We start from the raw sequence: 15,441 nt of genomic DNA on the forward strand, positions 1-15,441 counted from the left end.
CTTAACGAACTATCTCGCTGCGGCACCGGACGTGCAAATCAATCTGCAGTTTAAGAGGGGGTCAGGTGCGGCCACGCTCAGGATTGACGCGCCATTGCTCGGCGAAATAATAAAGCCATAAAAGCCCGTCACCGGTGCGTGTGACCGGGCTCGGAGGAATGCTTCTCGACTGTCGCCGGCGGCAAAGGTGCCAAGCGCGATCAAGAAGGCAACGGCTTTGTCCAACCGGCGGCCACAATCTATCAGCTTCGCGGGTCGCTTGGTCGGTCGGCTCAAGGTACCATCTTCCATACCGTCGAGGGCAGCTCGGATCCTAGGCTCGTCGCAGAGACCCGCTTGGAATAGCGATATGATCGTCCGCGCGATTTCTGCCGCCTCGGGGCCATCGCCGCTGACGTGGTGGTCCTTGCAAAAGCGATTTAAGACGGCCCGCAGGATTTCCATATCCTCGGGGTAGGCTATGCCACTTGATGAAACGAAGAGGCCTTTCATGGCTTCCTCCCTTTCATGCTGGGGCGGAAGCTCGATCGTCGCTCTCAGCCAAAGGCGCCCTTGGCATTTGCCGTTGGTAAGCTGATCATACTCCTACCTGCTCGGTCCGTCTTTAGAAATGGGAGAACACGCCGTGCCGAACCGCGGCCTCAAACCGGAATGACGCCGCACATGAACGGATGCCGACAATGATTTCGTGGCTATCGACAAGCGCATGGCTAATGACGGCATCGTCGGGCGAATCTACGTGTTCGCGGCAGGCCATCCAAGCACCAGTGGTTCTGGTCCGTGACGGCAAGCGGTAGGATGGTGAAGCGGCCGTCGGACGATCGGGGCTATTGCCATTCCCCGATGGAGGCGGCGGCTAAGGTCGAGGCGGCATGGTTCACAGCCGTGAAGAGGGCCGATCTGGACGCGCCAGCCAAGTCGATACGCTGAAGCATCATTCCCGTAGCAGTACCGCTAGCGCCGGTAGCAGAAGCCCGCCACCGGAGCGTCAGTGACGGGCCTCTCAAGCAACCCCAACGGCCATGGCGAGCCGGGATGGTGGCAAACGCGCAGGGACACCGCAGGTTCCGGGCTCAATTACCTAACGATGTTTTGACGATTACGCAGTCAGGCGCCGCTTGCCCGGCAGCATCAATGATGCTTCGCTAAAGCGGCGGGGAACAGAGGAGGTTCGAATGGTACTGCATCAACGCGGCGTCGATCTGCTCGTCAATCTCATGGATGCCGAAGAACATTTTGATACCGTCGAGCGCGAAGAACTGCGCAGCCTTATCAGCGAGGCAGTGGTTGTCTTCGGGGAGATTCTTCAGCGGGACGTTCCATCGGTCCCAGTTCCGCCGCCTGAGAAGGGGCATACTCCCTCGTAGTGGCAGAGCGAGGCCTAGTCTTTATCAGGATGTGGCGCCCGAGCTTCTTTTTGCCTGATCTTGCGTCTGACCTCTTCGAGCGCCACCCTTAGAAGCGCATCGACTTCTTCAAGTTCAGCGCGCTTCGCAGGTAGCGATATACCGGCGTAATTGTTCGATGGTGCTGCGAACATGCTGCATGGCCGGTCCTTACCGACACTTGGTCGAGAATAGATGTGATCCTGCGATGAAAGCCCGCACCAGCGAACCGGTACGGGCTTATCCAAACAGATGTGAGGAACCTGTCATGGAGTATACCCCAAACACCGGCCGGCCTGTTTGGTTCCAAATGACTAAAGTCCGCCAACCGAGAGGTCAGCGAGCGGCGGTAATCAATGATTGCACGCTTCCCCAAAAAGTAGATTGGCTTCGCTCCGAAGAGCGCTTGGGAATGGGAGGCGGCTGAGACCGCTCCGTTCACCGGATAAAGATGCCGCCAATGCGATATCGAGCATCCCCGACGTGAGCTGCAGATTCTTCTCCGCTGCGCGACTTTGCGGCTGCGAAACGTCGACGACATCAAACTCTACCCGGATTTGGAACAGGCCGTAGCGGGCTTAGGAGCGGCGCTGGACAAGTCGAAAAAGCTGTCGGTCCTTGTCGCCGTTGCCAAGATCGAAATTGATGTCAGCGTCGACCCGGTATTGGGCATTGAGGCCGCCGATGAGCATCGCCGAGCCGTTCTCGGCGATGCTCATCGATACCTGCCTGTACGAAGCGGTTGCTGTCGTAGGAGGTACCGGTAGTCGACTCCCCCTCGACATGGCAATGTGCGCCTTCGATCCGGGTCCAGAGGTTGCGCGGGCCGGAATAGCCGGCGGGTTCGTCGACCGCGCCCGGCCAGTAGCAGTCGCTCACGCGTTGCTGGAGCGGTCGGCAGCTCGGTTAGGCCGAGCAACACAATCGGATAGTTCTCGTAAACGGGTACTGTCGGCGCGAGAATGTCGGTCGTGCGCAGGTACTAGTCGCCGCCGGCGACAGTGGTTGTGCCTTGGAAAAGGCCGTAAAGATAGGCACCACCGATGGCTGGTGCGCTGAGCGTGAAGGCATCGGCGGCGGATGCTCCCGCTACATCGACGATTGTAATCCCGTCGACCGGCTGAGCACGCTTTCTATCTGCAATGCGCCGCTGCAGCGGCGGCGGCAGAGAATCGTTGCCAGCGACAGAAAGCCCGCCGGCCGGAGCCAGCGGGCCTGATACCTGAACTAGTTATTACAAGCGAGTCTGGCGCAAATTCCAGCGGCTATGACATGTGTTGCCAGCAACTCAGCGCGGGATGCATATCCCGCCATGTCCATTTTCCATATAGCCGCCAAGCCAACTATCAGCCCCGCCAGTGCTCCGAAAACTGGCGAAAGGCGCCCGCTTATGCTGGCCCATGATGCGGTAGCAATTCCTGCCAGTAGAGCTTGTACGACGCCGAACAACCACGAGAAAGCCATGCCAATCACGCCCCAAGGCGATAACGAGGTAACTGCAGAATGCCAGTACCGCCTCCATGCCGAAGGCTTTGGCAGGGACAGGGCAAGGCACCCGACTGTCAAGGAACGCCTGTATGAAATGACCGAGATGGTCGATTGCCGAATCTCAATTATTCAACCGAGCACGCTCGCAACCGAACTGTCATCAACCAGCCCGATCAGCGGCACAGTCTAACCCATGTTCCTAGCCCTTCGGCACTTTTCGCGGCTGTGTCGCTTTAGACGCTGTCTTGAGGAGCTTGCGGAATGCCGGGCATTCGAGATGGCTGGAGGCCTTGCAGTCGGCGACATGTCGAAGCGTGTCGCGCAATATGCGCAGGCCCGCCATCTGTCTACTTACTTCGTCCGCCTTGGCGCGCAGTTCCTCTCGCGGCAATTCCAGATGGCCATCCTGCCGAAAGATTGCGGTGATCTCGGTAAGTGAAAAACCTGCTGCTTTACCGAGCGCCACCAGGGAGAGTTTCAGCAAGACATCGCCGTCGAACTGTCGTCGCAAACCGTGCCGGCCGACGGATCGGATAAGCCCAATTTCCTCGTAGTATCTCAGGGTAGAGGGCTGTACGCCAGCGCGCTCCGCTACCTCGCCAATGTCCATCATTTTCATGCTTGACCTCAAGTTGGCTTGAAGTCGTAGCATCTCTTGCGACGACAAGTATGGCAAGGAAAATGAGATGGAAATCATGTCGAGAACGACTGAGATGCCGATCTGGCGCGATAGCCGCGCTGTCGCGCTGCTGATGGCGGCAACGCTGACGGTGATGGCGAATGCTACGGTCAGCCCCGCTCTTCCTGGATTGCAACGATTGTTCGCGGACGAGCACCACTCCGCCTTGCTGACACGACTACTGGTCACCGCTCCTTCGTTGAGCATTGCGCTGCTGGCGCCGCTGGCGGGGCTTGCCGTGGATTGGATCGGGCGACGTGTCCTGCTTCTTGCTGGCATCATGCTTTTTGTGATCGCGGGCACCGCCGGATCGTACCTTCCCGACTTGCTGACGATTTTCCTTAGCCGCATTGTCTTGGGGATTGCGGTCGCGTTCATCATGACCGCGCAGACGGCCCTGATAGGCGACTACTTCACCGGCGGAGCCCGTACTGCACTGACGGGACTGCAAATCTCCGCTCGAAACTTCGGCGGCCTGGTTTTCATACTGCTTGCGGGCCTGGTCGCAATGGCTTCGCCGCGCTGGGTCTTCGGCGTGTACGGAATCGCCCTGCTGATGGTGCCGATCGCGTGGATGGTGATCGTGGAACCACGGCGCCCACTTTCAGGCAGCCGAGATGCCTCTCCGTCCGGATTGGAGGAGGCGGCCAAGCAATGGCATCTGCTATTTATCGGCCTGATGGTGCTGCAGTCCCTGACGAACATGTTCTTTTCCATCATGCCGACGCAGTTGCCATTTTTTCTCGAGGCTGGTGGCTATAGCGGTCCCGCCATGACGAGCCTGACGCTCAGCGTGCTGATGCTGAGCGGCGGCAGCGTGGCGTTGGCCTACTCCCCGATACAGCGTGCGATCGGATACGTGGGCGTCTATTCAGCCGGGTACGCTTGTATGGCATCTGGTTTCCTGCTGCTGGTGGTTTCGTCAGCGCCTTTGTTCAGCTTAGGTGGCGCTGCTCTGATCGGCGCGGGGTACGCGGTGGTGTCGCCAACGTTCGTCGGTCTGACGCTCGCTCTTAGTCCACTGCATCGCCGGGGACTGGCCAGCGGTCTGCTGACGGCGTCGGTATTCATTGGTCAATTCATCTCACCGCTACTCATCACACCTGCCATCGCGAGCGCTGGTTATGAGGGGCCGTTCTTGCTTGTGGCCGTGCTTCTAGGGAGCATGGCGGTGATCGCACTGGGCAGCGCACTTTTACGCACCACCCAAATACGCCATTCAACCGATCGGATTTGACCTTTCACGATTCACACCAGGCCCCGTTGAATCCGAACGGACCCGGCGAGCGCTTTGATGTGTGCGCGTTCAAGAACGCCCGACCATAATAGGGAGGGAGATTGCGCGGGGAGAGCGCTCGGAGGCGCCGGTCTGCTTGTCGAAGGAAAGCCGCCGCCCTGATCCCGTTGTTTGTAGCCGCTGAAAATAGCCCCAGCTTGTGCTGGGGCTCCTTATCGCCTAACCGTCAGTCGATCAGTTCTGGACCGTCAATCGCTCTGGCTGTTGGTGTTGGAGTGAGCCTCGCCGAATTTTCTCGTCATGGCGCAGAAATTACCGTGTGCCTTTGCCGCGGCGTCCTCGCTGCATTCCCGGACGATCTTGTCTTGATCCTCCTTGGTCAGCTTCATCCAGGCTGCTTTGAACTCAGCCTCGGGGACCAGCGTTTTCATATCGGAATCGCTGTAGAACGGCTTCATCGTGTCGTGGTTGTCGAGGGCGGTTGTATCGCTCGCAGCAAGAACTGCCCCGCTTGTCAGCGAAATAGCGAGCGCCCCCAGGCAAAGCGTCCTGATGTTCATATCTATCTCCCGTGGATTCGAAGCCGTCTCGGCGACGGCAACCATGCGAGACAACGAGAGACACTCCAGTCCGTTCCAACTTTGGTTGCGAAACAGGGAATAACCTCCAGGAGAATAGACTGGGGGATCGCAGAGTGACATACGACGGAAAGCCGACCGACCCCGGGAAAGCCTGTCACCCACCCTCGGTGACGGGGCTTCTGCGTCTGTGGCCCTGGGAAGATCATGCCAACGCCGGTCAAGCGGAGGCGCCAATTCAGTCTGGAGGCGGGTCCTCGGCGGGCGCGTCAAGCACGCCATAAGCACCCGACTTCGAACCTGGGGCCAATAATTTCCCTTCAGCCAGGAGCCCCCGTCGTAGCAACTCGCGGACGGCAGCCGCCCGGCTTGGCATGCGCTGTTCGAATCGCCAATTTTCCAGCGCATCGAGTTCTTCGGACGTCAGCATTATCTGCAATCGTTCTTGCCGTTCCAAATCTACCATCACCGCCTCGCTGCCATAGAATGAGTAACTGGCGCATAATGCACAAAAGTAGGTTTCGCTTCGCTTTGGGTCAATATGGCTTTCGCCGCTAAATAGTCACAGGCTAATCGTCCGCCAAAGGCGTTGACACAGTACCTTGCTAACTATCTGATATCAGTAATTAATATTTAGATCGTTCTTGCCTTTTGTCGAAAATGGTAGCACCATCCGCCGTGGGTGGCAGAAGGAGCCACAAATGACGCTGGCAAGCTTTGAGGAACTCTACAGCGATGTAATTACTGCCGTGGAAGAGGCGGTTGCAACCAACCGTATCGTGAACGTCTCGGCGATTGCCGAGACACTCAGGCGTCGCCACGAGTGGCTGAATATCGCACTGGAAGACGTCGAGCTCTTGGTGCTCCAGTGTACCGACCGCCGTCTGCCCGTTGAGTTTGATGGAGCTCAAACGGGCGTCGACTTTTGACGTGATTGGAGACCCCAACGGAGCTGGCGTCTGTTCCCTCCTTTTTCATTGGCGGCTATAATGTCTATGCGAGAATCTCGATTGGTCATGGTGCGTCGGGCTTAGCTTTCGCAACGTCGATGGACCCTTTCGCTCCCGACCTGAAGCATCGACGTCGGGCTTTTTTCCTTCTCGCGACAATCGGAACAGCGACACCCTCGCCGTAGGCCGGGAAGTGCCAATGTGATCGCGAGCATGTTTCCGCGCGCATCACATTTCGCGACAACCGCAGCGGAACCGGTTCGTCAGCGTTTCTTCCAGGCGCAAGGGAGAGACCAATGACCCGGGTTCATGTGTTTCACACGGTTCGAATGAGGAGCGGTTGGGTCTTGAAGGAAGGCGGTGAGGTTATTTCGACCCATCACAACCAGTTGGCCGGTTGGGCCGCCGCCGTCCTGGCATGCCGGACATCCTGCCTCAAAGGCGTCCGCGCAAAGGCGGTCCTGCATCGCAAAGACGGGAGTGTCCGCGAAGAACGCCTGTACGAGCACGTCCACAGTTCCATGGATGACGAAGAAGGTCGACAGGCCGACCATTGAAGTCGCCGCAGGTCACGTATGGGCCGAACTCCGAAGGGAACCAAATCATCGGCCACAGGTTGCCTTGGACCCATCCAAACGGAGAACTTCAATGGCCAACGAATTTGAAAAGCATATTGCAATGGATGCCGACAAAAGCGAGCAGCCGGAAGATCCCGGCATTGTCGGCCAGACCAGGGACAAAGTCAGCCAGACGGCCCGGGCTGCCGGCGACGCCGTGCGCGAAAACGCCGTCCCGATAACGTCCACGGCGATTGTCGTCGGCGTCGTCGGCTTTGCAATCGGCTGGATGTGCGGGCAGTCGTCCGCGCGATCGGCGCGCTACTGGCACTACTAGCAAAGGGGGGCCGTCATGCCCGATAGCAAGCGCTTCGAAAGCGACGAGGTCCAAGGCTCTGAAAGAGACGCCCGGCCGCCCGACGAATCGTTCCCGCCCTTCGACGACCCCGCCAATTCACCAGCCCCGGCCGGCTCCCCGGTACAGGAGACAGCGCCTGAGCCCGCGCGGAAGCCCCAGGACCCAATATATGCGGGCCACCCGGAGTTCTCGCAGGATGCGGCCAAGAACGCGCCGCCGCCCTCCGGCTTGGGTAATTCGGAACGGGTCGACGATGCGAACGAGAAAACGCGTCACTCCGAAGGCCAGAATCCGCCAGGCGCTTCAACGCAAAATCCGGAGGTATCCAGGGAAGCCCTGGAAACGGCCATCGACAAGCATTCAAAGAGCGCAGGCACGCAATGAACGTCGCCAATCTGCAACTCGAGGGCCTTCTGGTCGCCGTAGCCGAGATCAATCGCCTGCTTGTCAGCAAGGGCTTGGTTTCCGTGGACGAGCTGGACCTTACCCTTCGCAAGGCCGAGGCAAGCCTCACGAGTGAAGACAAGTCGGTCGAGTTGCCGCCAGCCAACCGGGACGCCGTCGCCTTTCCGGTCAGGTTCCTGCAACTGGCGAACAGCTTGGGCATCGACGAGAACCTGTCGGAGTTCACCAAGATCGCCAAGCTGGTCGGAAAAACCAAGGAGCCCTACAACGATCAGCGATAGAGGGCTCCCTTTCGCGCTGCTTCCCGCTCGAATGGCAGGATGCACACGGCGGATGCCCGGCGGGTGATGAACCGGGGCTCCCTCGGCAAGGCTCTAGCGGTATCCGTCAACCGGAATGCTTATGCTACGCAAGATTGCTCCTCGCACGGCAAATCAGGAAGTGCTAAAATTTCCTCTTTAGGGAGGATTCCATGAAAGCTTCATCCATATGCTTTCCAGCCGCCGTGTTGCTGGTGCTCGTCGGCATGCTTTGGGGCATCGAAATGGCCATCTCGCAGGACCATTCGGCCATGCCGGCCCATGCCCACCTGAACCTGCTCGGATGGGTCTCGTTGTTCCTGTTCGGAATTTTCTATCACCTGCATCCCGCTATTGACGAAAGCAGGTTCGCCCGGACGCAGGTCTACGTCTGGATCGCCGGGACGGTCATTCTGACGATTGGCGTCGGGCTCGTGCACACCGGCCATGACGCCGGCGATCCTATTGCCGCCGTGGGTTCCCTGATCGTGCTGCTGGGAATGGTGATGTTCGGCTGGATCGTGGTAAGGCGGCGGGATGGAAACCAGGTCGCGGGCAGGCGCCTGACGCCCGCCGAATAAAGACGCCAATTTGCGGCTTCGTCCCTGGCCTGCTTCGAACGGCGATATGATTACCTGAGTGACCTCAGCAGTTCGGAGCTCCTAGGCTCGGTCGGGCGTTACAACGGTCACGCTGACTATCCGGAACAACGTGATGTCGAAGCTGCAACAGGGTTCAAGCAATGAGTTGGAGGGCATTTGACAAAAGGCGGCTGCCCACTTCGCACCAAGCATGCTGCGCGAGGCTCTGCTTCGAGGAGGTCAGCGAACGGTAAGGACAGAGACTAGTGAGAGTGGGGAGAGCACGAGACTATTACGCCCAAGAGTTCGCCGACTATTGGCGCAAGAAGCCGACGCCAAAATGGAATCGCTTCACTTTACCCCTAGCCCAGATAGCGCGGCCGACCCATGCCGAGGTATTCAAGAGGCCGAGGGCGGAAGGAAATAAGCGGGGATGAGGAAGATCAACTGATAATCCGCATCATCCAAACCTCCGCTCGGTGGCGGAACTCTTGCTCGCAGCCTAACGCTTTACGTTAGGCCATATGGTTTCAATTCCGTACCTCTATCGGCTTCGCCGTCGTCGTCGAAATCAGGGTCAGCAGTGATCTTCGGACTGGCCTCGTTCTGGGGCGCCCGTAATTCTTGCGGAACAGATAAGCTATCCCACTGTTGTTCTGTCGCGGACAGACGAAAAAGGCTGGAGGCGGACGCTGGTGCCGGTTGGGGACCACTCCGTGCCTTGAGGATATGGCAGGATCACAAAGCGGACTGATACAGATCGCCAGACGGGAAGCTGTGCTGGCGCCCGTGATCGGGGTGGGGCTTCTGGCCTTCGTTTTCAAGGCTCAGGTTTTTGCGCTCGGCGCAATGGCCGGACTGGTTGTGGCTGTCCTGCTCATCGTCGCGGTGGTGTGCGTCTCAGTGCGGGTTGCCCATCACGGGGAAGTGCTCGCCGCGAAAGTCGGCGACCCATACGGCACGATGATCCTCACGCTGTCAGCCGTGCTCGTGGAAGTCGTCATTCTTCTTACGATTATGAGGGAAGCATCCTCACCGACGCTGGCACGCGACACTATCTTCTCTGCCGTCATGCTCGACATCAATGGAATCCTGGGCATTTCCGCGTTGTTGGGCGGCTGGAAGTTCGGGGAGCAACCCTACAACGATGATTCAGGGAAAACCTATGGCGCCATGATCATGACAGCTATGGGCATATCGATGGTGGTGCCCGAATTCGTACCGCACGCTCAATGGCACGCGTACTCCATTTTCACCATTCTGGCGATGATGATGCTCTATTGGGTGTTCCTGAGAAATCAGATCGGGGTTCACAGCTACTTCTTTAATTATAGCTATTCTGACAAGAAGCGCGCCACCGACAAAAAACCCGCTGACGAGCCGTTCCTACCGTCGTTGATTTTCCTAATCGGTGGAATAGGGGTGGTAGGCTTGCTGGCGGAAGTTATGTCGGGGTTCATGTCCGTTGGCCTCCAGGCGATTTCGGCACCTCTCGGCGTCGCGGCCCTGATTGTGGCGACGATGTCCGCTGCACCGGAAATACTAACCGCCTTGCGGGCGGCGTTGGTAAACCGAATGCAAGTCGTGATCAACATTGCTCTTGGCGCTTCCCTTTCAACAGTCATACTGACGGTCCCTGTCATCGAAGCCGTCGCACTCTTATCTGATCGACCCGTAAATATGGCGATGACGCCGGTTCAGACTGTACTGGCTGCTATCACGCTGGTCGTCGCCGCAGTAAACCTGAACGACGGAGAGACGAATGCGATCGAGGGCATGACGCATTTTGTCCTGTTCGCAACTTTCCTCATGATAACGTTGCTAGGAGCCGCGGGTGGCTGATGAACCGTCGCTTGTTACCGTCGTCAGGTGAAAATGCCGGATGCTGTAATCGTTAATCGCCAACTCGAATGACGGGTACCTGTTTGCCAATGAGTTCTTTCAGCAGTGGATTCGGAAAGCGCCTTTCCATCACCACCGCGTAGAACGTCTGCACGATATCGGGAAGGGCAGCGCCTTCAACAAGCGTGCCGGCCGCGATTTCATCCTTCACCACGATCGGCGGCAGCACGGCGATGCCGATGTCTTCGCGCGCAAGCAAGCGCATCATCGCCATATCGTCGGCTTCCGCAATGATGTGCGGACGAATGCCAAGTTGGTATATGAGGGCGTCGAATCCAGCGCGAACGCTGGTTCCACTTGTTGGGACAATGACGGGGTGTGCCATCAGGCGCTCGGCAAGGCTGCAGTTCGTGCCGAAGCGGGCAGGAGTCCCGATGAGACTTACCGCACGCTCCGCGAGGCGGTGGGCGACGAGGCGTGAGTGACCGTCGTGCATCGGCGGCTGGTTGATCAACACGACGTCAAGGCTGAGCGAGCGAAGCGAAGCGATCAGTTCGCCAGTGTTGCCCGAACGCAGGACGAGTTCGACGTCCGGCCGCCCAAGGAGAGGCTGCAGAAATTCCATCTGAAAGTTGCGCGACAGTGTAGCCAACGCACCGAGGCGCAGGGTCTTATGCGCGGTACCGGCATCGCGAAGAGTGCCCAGCAGTTCCTCGCCTGTGTTGAAGATTGCGTCGGCATGATCCAACGCGATCTTCCCGGCTTCGGTCAAATGGAGCTGGCGGCCGCTTCGTTCGAACAAAGCGTCACCGAGACTAGCCTCTAATTTGCGGATCTGGACCGACAGGGCGGATTGGGTAACGTTCAGACGCGCCGCTGTGCGCGTGAGATTGCCGTCATGGGCTACAGCCCAGAAATAGCGCAGGTGATTGTAGTTCAAGGAAGGCATCGTTCGATATTAGCGAACGAAACTGCATAAACAATGAATTTTCTTCAGCGAGGCGTGCCTGATATCGCAACGCAACGATTGCCGTCGGAGATCAGCGTTGTCGCTCTATCTGCTTCCACTAGCCATGCCGCTCCCGCTGCTTGTCGCCGCTGCCATTACCTTCCCGGGTTCCGGTCGCTGCCCGAAGCGCGCCGGGGCAGCTGAAGCGGCCGCGCTGGGTTCTTTCCTCATGGCGCTCGGCGTGCTTGCCGTGCTCGTCACGCGGGGGGCGGCGACGAGCGGCCTGATTGGCGCCGCCGGGATCGGCTTTTCCAGCCTGCTGGACGCCGTCAGCGTGACGATGTTGCTCCTAGTCAGTTTCATAGGTTGGCTGGTGCTGCGCTTTGCCCGAACCTATCTCGACGGCGAGACGCGGCAAGGGGCGTTCACGGGATGGTTATGCCTGACGCTCGCGGCCGTCCTGTTTCTTGTCCAGGCTGGCAATCTCGTGCAACTGGCTGCGGCATGGATCGGCATGAGCGTGGCGCTGCGCCGGCTGCTGCTGTTTTATCCGGAACGGCTGGCAGCACAACGGGCCGAGCGCAAAAAGCGATTGTTTTCGCGCATCGGCGCGACCGCGCTGATTATCGGCACCGGCCTTGCCGTCTGTGCGTACGGCACGACCGACATCGCAACCGTCAACTCGATTGCAAGAACGAGCGGTGGGTCGACATTGACCACCGCCACTGCCGCCGGCCTGCTTGCGTTCGCCGCGCTGCTCAAGTCCGCCCAGTTTCCCACGCATGGCTGGTTGACGGAAGTCATGGAGGCGCCGACGCCGGTTTCGGCGCTTCTGCACGCCGGCATCGTCAATGCCGGAGGCTTCCTGCTCGTTCGTTTTGCCGACTTGATGCTGACAGCGCCCGGTGTTCTGGCGGCCGTGGCGATGGTCGGCGGCTTTACGGCGCTGTTCGGCGCGCTCGTCATGCTCACCCAGCCCGCTGTCAAGACTTCGCTTGCCTGGTCGACGGTGGCGCAAATGGGCTTCATGATGCTGGAGTGCGGACTGGCGCTGTTCCCGCTCGCCTTGCTGCACATTGTCGTTCACTCCTTCTACAAGGCGCACGCCTTTTTGGCCTCTGGCGGAGCTGTCGAACAGGCCGCCGCCATCCGCCGCCCCGGACCGGTCGCGATCCCCAACGGCGCCGCCGTTGGCCGGGCATTCGTGCTGGCGCTCCTGATCTACGCGGTTATCGGCGCGGTCTTCGGCGTAGTTTTCGGCTTTGGCCATAAATCTCCGCAGTCGCTTGCCCTCGGCGCAATCCTGATTTTCGGCGTCGCCTATCTGCTGGCCCAAGGGCTGGCCGATACCGCGCCTCGCGTGCTGACTCGAAAGACGGCGAGCTACGCCATCGCCGCGGCGGTCGGATATTTTATGCTGCAGACGGCGGCTGAGTGGCTGACGCGCGGGACTTTGCCGGCAACGCCGCTGCCCGGCCGGCTTGAATGGACATTGATGTTTCTGGCCGCCCTAAGCTTCGGGGCGGTCGCGATTGCCCAGGCCCTGTTGCCGCTGTGGTCCAGTCATCCGGCCGCTGCCGGACTGCGCGTGCATCTTGCCAACGGCTTTTATCTGAATGCGGTCCTGGACCGACTGCTCGGCGGCTGGCCGGCCCGCGTCTCGCTATGACGAACGCACAGTGCAGGGGATATCGATGCTGAACAGGATCGACGCTCATCGCATTCCTGCCTCCGGCAGGACTATCGAGGCGGCGTGGCGCGCGGCCCGTCAGGTTCCACCGCTGTGGCCGCTGGATTCGAGCGTAACGGTCAATCCTTTTCTTGGCCAGACGGGCGGCTCCCTCGAAATGGCTGCCTCCCGTCTCGGCCGCGTTGCCGGCATGCGGATCACCATGCCGCGAAGCTGGTACGCCGCGCGCATCCGGTCCGGTGAAATCGATGATATCGACCTCGCCGCGGCGCTCGCCGGCGCGTCGGCTCCCGGTGCGCCGAAGGCGCGCGCGGATCTCGATGTGGGGCTTCGGGCAGAGCCCCCATGTCCAACACCGCTGCCAGCGGTTGCTGAACTTGCAGCTGAAGCATCGGGAACCGACTGGCCTGGCTTTTTGACGGAGCGCATAAGCCATTGGGCCGCCGATTATTTCGATATGGCTCAGGCGCTTTGGGCAGCACCCAAGGGGCGTGGCGCATATGACAGTTGGCGTGACAGCGCCAGGTTTGATCTTTCGCCGGAAATCGCCGGCCTCAAGCGCTTTGCCGCATTTGCGGCGCATCTCCCCGAAACGGCGGAGCAGGCGATCCTCGATTGCGCCGGATATCTGGGTCTATCCGACACAGCTCTCGAGATTTACTTCCACCGGCTGCTGATGAGCCTCGGCGGCTGGGCGCAGATCGGGCGCTACCGCCTGTGGCAGGCGGAACTTCGCGACAACAGCGATCGCACCTTGATTGATCTTCTGGCGATCCGCCTCGTCTGGGAAAAGGCGATTTTCTGCCAATATGTCTCGTCGATCGAAGACAAGTGGCGCGAAACAAGAAAGCTCTATGCAGAGGAGATCGCACCGTCAGCTGACGACATCTTGGATTCCGTCTTGCAGGAAGCGGCCGAGCATGGCGCCCAGAGGCGGCTTGCGGCGGTTCTCGCGGCAGGACAGACACGGCCCCCCAGCGGACGCGCCAAGTTGCAGATGGCCTTTTGCATCGACGTGCGATCCGAAGTGTTCCGCCGCGCGCTGGAAAGTTTCGACCCCGGTATCCGCACGCTTGGATTTGCCGGTTTCTTCGGATTTGGTGTTTCCCACCGCCGTTTTGCTTCCGACATTGAAGAGAACCGCTTGCCGCCGCAACTGGCTCCGGCATCAAACACGCGTTCGTGCGACGGCAGCGCCGCTATGGCCAAGCTGGATGAAGCGGCGCGGCTTGGCGAACGGGCAGCCCGTGCCTGGGGTCGCTTCAGACTGGCCGCCGTTTCCTCCTTCGCCTTTGTCGAAGCCATGGGTCCAGTCTATGTGAGCAAGCTTTTGCGCAACGGGCTTGGCTTTGCGAAGATCAAACTCCCGAGCGATCCGGCACCGCGTTTCGATCCCCCGCTGGCACCAGCGTCCCGCGTCGCCATGGCGGAGAAAGTGCTGCGCAGCATGTCGCTGACCCATGACTTTGCACGGCTGGTGGTGATCGCCGGCCACGGTGCGAGCGTCGTCAACAATCCGCACGCCAGCATGCTTCATTGTGGCGCCTGCGGCGGCTTTTCCGGGGATGTCAATGCCCGCTTGCTTGCAGGCGTGCTCAACGATGCTGCGGTACGCGCCGGTCTCGCCAAACGTGGCATTCCAGTCCCGGATGACACGTTTTTTCTGGCGGCGCTGCACGATACCACCACCGATACCGTCATGCTCTACGAGGATGACCAGCACTTTGCCACTCATGCCGAGGATATCGAACAACTGAAGCGCTGGTTCTCGGCGGCCGGCGCGCTGACGCGAACCGAGCGCGCACTTCGCCTGCCAAGAAGGCCACCTGCGACCGCTCTTGCCCATCGGGCCAGGGATTGGGCCGAGGTGCGGCCGGAGTGGGGATTGACCGGCTGTCAGGCGTTCATCGCTGCGCCGCGTAGCCGCACGTCAGGGCGGAATCTGCAAGGTCGCGTCTTTCTGCACAATTATGTCTGGCGCGAAGACGAGGACTTTAAAGTCCTTGAACTGATCATGACTGCGCCAGTGATCGTCGCGAGTTGGATCAGCCTGCAATATTACGGGTCGACCGTTGCGCCACAGGTTTTCGGCGCAGGAAATAAGCTGTTGCACAACATCACCGGCGGGATGGGGGTCGTCGAGGGCAATGGCGGTCTTTTGCGTGGCGGAGTGCCTTGGCAGTCCGTTCACGATGGCGAGAATTTTGTACATGAGCCGCTGCGCATGTCAGTCGTGATCGAGGCCCCGTGCGAAGCGATCACCAAGGTGCTGGCACGCCACCCCGACGTCCGCCAACTGTTTGACAACCGCTGGCTCCACCTCTTCGCGCTCGATGACACGGGGCGTTTGGCTTGGCGCTATGCGGGCCGCGGTGGCTGGATCGACGCCTTCGAGCATGCCCGTTGCGAAGCGGCGTTGGAATTGGCGCCAAGGTAACGGTGC

The 15,441-nt window shown here is 59.7% G+C and carries 19 protein-coding genes; 13 read left to right on the plus strand and 6 right to left on the minus strand.

The genetic code is table 11. The features are described 5' to 3' along the window. Window positions 1-9 precede the first annotated feature (9 nt). The gene (locus ACFOHJ_RS01755; protein WP_378217844.1) at window positions 10-492 is read right to left on the minus strand and encodes a hypothetical protein; all 483 of its coding nucleotides are present in this window, start codon (window positions 490-492) and stop codon (window positions 10-12) included. 683 nt (window positions 493-1,175) lie between these two features. Here ACFOHJ_RS01755 and ACFOHJ_RS01760 point away from each other — a divergent pair. Continuing rightward, window positions 1,176-1,367 (plus strand): hypothetical protein, encoded by a 192-nt coding sequence (locus ACFOHJ_RS01760; RefSeq protein ID WP_378217846.1) that lies wholly within the window; start codon window positions 1,176-1,178, stop codon window positions 1,365-1,367. Between the two features lie 596 nt (window positions 1,368-1,963). On the opposite strand, the gene ACFOHJ_RS01765 is transcribed toward ACFOHJ_RS01760, so the two are convergent. Beyond that, on the minus strand, window positions 1,964-2,104 hold the full coding sequence (locus ACFOHJ_RS01765; RefSeq protein WP_378217848.1) for a hypothetical protein: 141 nt from the start codon (window positions 2,102-2,104) through the stop codon (window positions 1,964-1,966). A 293-nt stretch (window positions 2,105-2,397) separates the two neighbouring features. Here ACFOHJ_RS01765 and ACFOHJ_RS01770 point away from each other — a divergent pair, with 293 nt between their 5' ends. Beyond that, window positions 2,398-2,604, plus strand: coding sequence for a hypothetical protein (locus ACFOHJ_RS01770; protein WP_378217850.1), 207 nt, complete (start codon window positions 2,398-2,400; stop codon window positions 2,602-2,604). Window positions 2,605-2,775: 171 nt separating this feature from the next. Continuing rightward, complete coding sequence (locus ACFOHJ_RS01775) at window positions 2,776-3,063, plus strand: hypothetical protein (protein WP_378217852.1); 288 nt, start codon at window positions 2,776-2,778, stop codon at window positions 3,061-3,063. A 9-nt stretch (window positions 3,064-3,072) separates the two neighbouring features. Here the strand turns inward: ACFOHJ_RS01775 and ACFOHJ_RS01780 are convergent, their stop codons facing one another. Then, complete coding sequence (locus ACFOHJ_RS01780; protein WP_378217854.1) at window positions 3,073-3,492, minus strand: helix-turn-helix domain-containing protein; 420 nt, start codon at window positions 3,490-3,492, stop codon at window positions 3,073-3,075. A 67-nt stretch (window positions 3,493-3,559) separates the two neighbouring features. Between ACFOHJ_RS01780 and ACFOHJ_RS01785 the strand changes: the two genes are divergently transcribed. After that, window positions 3,560-4,789, plus strand: coding sequence for an MFS transporter (locus tag ACFOHJ_RS01785; protein WP_378217856.1), 1,230 nt, complete (start codon window positions 3,560-3,562; stop codon window positions 4,787-4,789). Between the two features lie 248 nt (window positions 4,790-5,037). On the opposite strand, the gene ACFOHJ_RS01790 is transcribed toward ACFOHJ_RS01785, so the two are convergent. Both ACFOHJ_RS01790 and ACFOHJ_RS01795 read right to left on the minus strand, forming a co-directional pair. Then, window positions 5,038-5,349, minus strand: a complete 312-nt coding sequence (locus tag ACFOHJ_RS01790) for a hypothetical protein (protein WP_378217858.1) — start codon at window positions 5,347-5,349, stop codon at window positions 5,038-5,040. Window positions 5,350-5,605: 256 nt separating this feature from the next. Beyond that, window positions 5,606-5,833 (minus strand): hypothetical protein, encoded by a 228-nt coding sequence (locus ACFOHJ_RS01795; protein WP_378217860.1) that lies wholly within the window; start codon window positions 5,831-5,833, stop codon window positions 5,606-5,608. A 235-nt stretch (window positions 5,834-6,068) separates the two neighbouring features. Between ACFOHJ_RS01795 and ACFOHJ_RS01800 the strand changes: the two genes are divergently transcribed. The 7 genes from ACFOHJ_RS01800 to ACFOHJ_RS01830 all read left to right on the plus strand — a co-directional run bounded on the left by ACFOHJ_RS01800 (window position 6,069) and on the right by ACFOHJ_RS01830 (window position 10,359). Then, the gene (locus ACFOHJ_RS01800) at window positions 6,069-6,296 is read left to right on the plus strand and encodes a hypothetical protein (RefSeq protein WP_378217862.1); all 228 of its coding nucleotides are present in this window, start codon (window positions 6,069-6,071) and stop codon (window positions 6,294-6,296) included. 317 nt (window positions 6,297-6,613) lie between these two features. Next, a complete protein-coding gene (locus ACFOHJ_RS01805) occupies window positions 6,614-6,874 on the plus strand; it encodes a hypothetical protein (protein ID WP_378217863.1) in 261 nt (86 codons plus the stop codon). Between the two features lie 91 nt (window positions 6,875-6,965). Beyond that, complete coding sequence (locus ACFOHJ_RS01810) at window positions 6,966-7,211, plus strand: hypothetical protein (protein WP_378217865.1); 246 nt, start codon at window positions 6,966-6,968, stop codon at window positions 7,209-7,211. A 15-nt stretch (window positions 7,212-7,226) separates the two neighbouring features. After that, window positions 7,227-7,616 carry a hypothetical protein gene (locus ACFOHJ_RS01815; protein ID WP_378217867.1) on the plus strand — a complete coding sequence of 130 codons (390 nt, stop codon included), beginning with the start codon at window positions 7,227-7,229 and terminating at the stop codon, window positions 7,614-7,616. Beyond that, complete coding sequence (locus ACFOHJ_RS01820; RefSeq protein WP_378217869.1) at window positions 7,613-7,918, plus strand: hypothetical protein; 306 nt, start codon at window positions 7,613-7,615, stop codon at window positions 7,916-7,918. The genes ACFOHJ_RS01815 and ACFOHJ_RS01820 overlap by 4 nt, the downstream gene beginning before the upstream one ends. A gap of 224 nt (window positions 7,919-8,142) precedes the next feature. Beyond that, window positions 8,143-8,517, plus strand: a complete 375-nt coding sequence (locus tag ACFOHJ_RS01825; RefSeq protein ID WP_378218070.1) for a hypothetical protein — start codon at window positions 8,143-8,145, stop codon at window positions 8,515-8,517. 729 nt (window positions 8,518-9,246) lie between these two features. Next, window positions 9,247-10,359, plus strand: coding sequence for a calcium:proton antiporter (locus ACFOHJ_RS01830; protein WP_378217871.1), 1,113 nt, complete (start codon window positions 9,247-9,249; stop codon window positions 10,357-10,359). A gap of 52 nt (window positions 10,360-10,411) precedes the next feature. Here ACFOHJ_RS01830 and ACFOHJ_RS01835 read toward each other — a convergent pair whose 3' ends face one another. After that, a complete protein-coding gene (locus ACFOHJ_RS01835) occupies window positions 10,412-11,308 on the minus strand; it encodes a LysR family transcriptional regulator (RefSeq protein ID WP_378217873.1) in 897 nt (298 codons plus the stop codon). A gap of 124 nt (window positions 11,309-11,432) precedes the next feature. Here ACFOHJ_RS01835 and ACFOHJ_RS01840 point away from each other — a divergent pair, with 124 nt between their 5' ends. Then, window positions 11,433-12,977 (plus strand): proton-conducting transporter transmembrane domain-containing protein, encoded by a 1,545-nt coding sequence (locus ACFOHJ_RS01840; protein WP_378218072.1) that lies wholly within the window; start codon window positions 11,433-11,435, stop codon window positions 12,975-12,977. 25 nt (window positions 12,978-13,002) lie between these two features. Further along, entirely contained in the window at window positions 13,003-15,435 is a 2,433-nt protein-coding gene (locus tag ACFOHJ_RS01845) for a YbcC family protein (protein WP_378217875.1), read from the plus strand. The last annotated feature ends 6 nt before the right edge of the window (window positions 15,436-15,441 follow it).

This window comes from Aquamicrobium soli (assembly GCF_042646345.1).
Classification (GTDB): Bacteria; Pseudomonadota; Alphaproteobacteria; order Rhizobiales; family Rhizobiaceae; genus Mesorhizobium; species Mesorhizobium soli_A.

Coding starts and splice junctions, on each gene's coding strand:
- ACFOHJ_RS01830 (WP_378217871.1), top strand. CDS start 9,247: ATGGCAGGATCACAAAGCGGACTGATACAGATCGCCAGACGGGAAGCT.
- ACFOHJ_RS01800 (WP_378217862.1), top strand. CDS start 6,069: ATGACGCTGGCAAGCTTTGAGGAACTCTACAGCGATGTAATTACTGCC.
- ACFOHJ_RS01775 (WP_378217852.1), top strand. CDS start 2,776: ATGCTGGCCCATGATGCGGTAGCAATTCCTGCCAGTAGAGCTTGTACG.
- ACFOHJ_RS01810 (WP_378217865.1), top strand. CDS start 6,966: ATGGCCAACGAATTTGAAAAGCATATTGCAATGGATGCCGACAAAAGC.
- ACFOHJ_RS01760 (WP_378217846.1), top strand. CDS start 1,176: ATGGTACTGCATCAACGCGGCGTCGATCTGCTCGTCAATCTCATGGAT.
- ACFOHJ_RS01840 (WP_378218072.1), top strand. CDS start 11,433: ATGCCGCTCCCGCTGCTTGTCGCCGCTGCCATTACCTTCCCGGGTTCC.
- ACFOHJ_RS01765 (WP_378217848.1), bottom strand. CDS start 2,104: ATGAGCATCGCCGAGAACGGCTCGGCGATGCTCATCGGCGGCCTCAAT.
- ACFOHJ_RS01780 (WP_378217854.1), bottom strand. CDS start 3,492: ATGAAAATGATGGACATTGGCGAGGTAGCGGAGCGCGCTGGCGTACAG.
- ACFOHJ_RS01835 (WP_378217873.1), bottom strand. CDS start 11,308: ATGCCTTCCTTGAACTACAATCACCTGCGCTATTTCTGGGCTGTAGCC.
- ACFOHJ_RS01815 (WP_378217867.1), top strand. CDS start 7,227: ATGCCCGATAGCAAGCGCTTCGAAAGCGACGAGGTCCAAGGCTCTGAA.
- ACFOHJ_RS01785 (WP_378217856.1), top strand. CDS start 3,560: ATGGAAATCATGTCGAGAACGACTGAGATGCCGATCTGGCGCGATAGC.
- ACFOHJ_RS01795 (WP_378217860.1), bottom strand. CDS start 5,833: ATGGTAGATTTGGAACGGCAAGAACGATTGCAGATAATGCTGACGTCC.
- ACFOHJ_RS01845 (WP_378217875.1), top strand. CDS start 13,003: ATGCTGAACAGGATCGACGCTCATCGCATTCCTGCCTCCGGCAGGACT.
- ACFOHJ_RS01755 (WP_378217844.1), bottom strand. CDS start 492: ATGAAAGGCCTCTTCGTTTCATCAAGTGGCATAGCCTACCCCGAGGAT.
- ACFOHJ_RS01805 (WP_378217863.1), top strand. CDS start 6,614: ATGACCCGGGTTCATGTGTTTCACACGGTTCGAATGAGGAGCGGTTGG.
- ACFOHJ_RS01820 (WP_378217869.1), top strand. CDS start 7,613: ATGAACGTCGCCAATCTGCAACTCGAGGGCCTTCTGGTCGCCGTAGCC.
- ACFOHJ_RS01790 (WP_378217858.1), bottom strand. CDS start 5,349: ATGAACATCAGGACGCTTTGCCTGGGGGCGCTCGCTATTTCGCTGACA.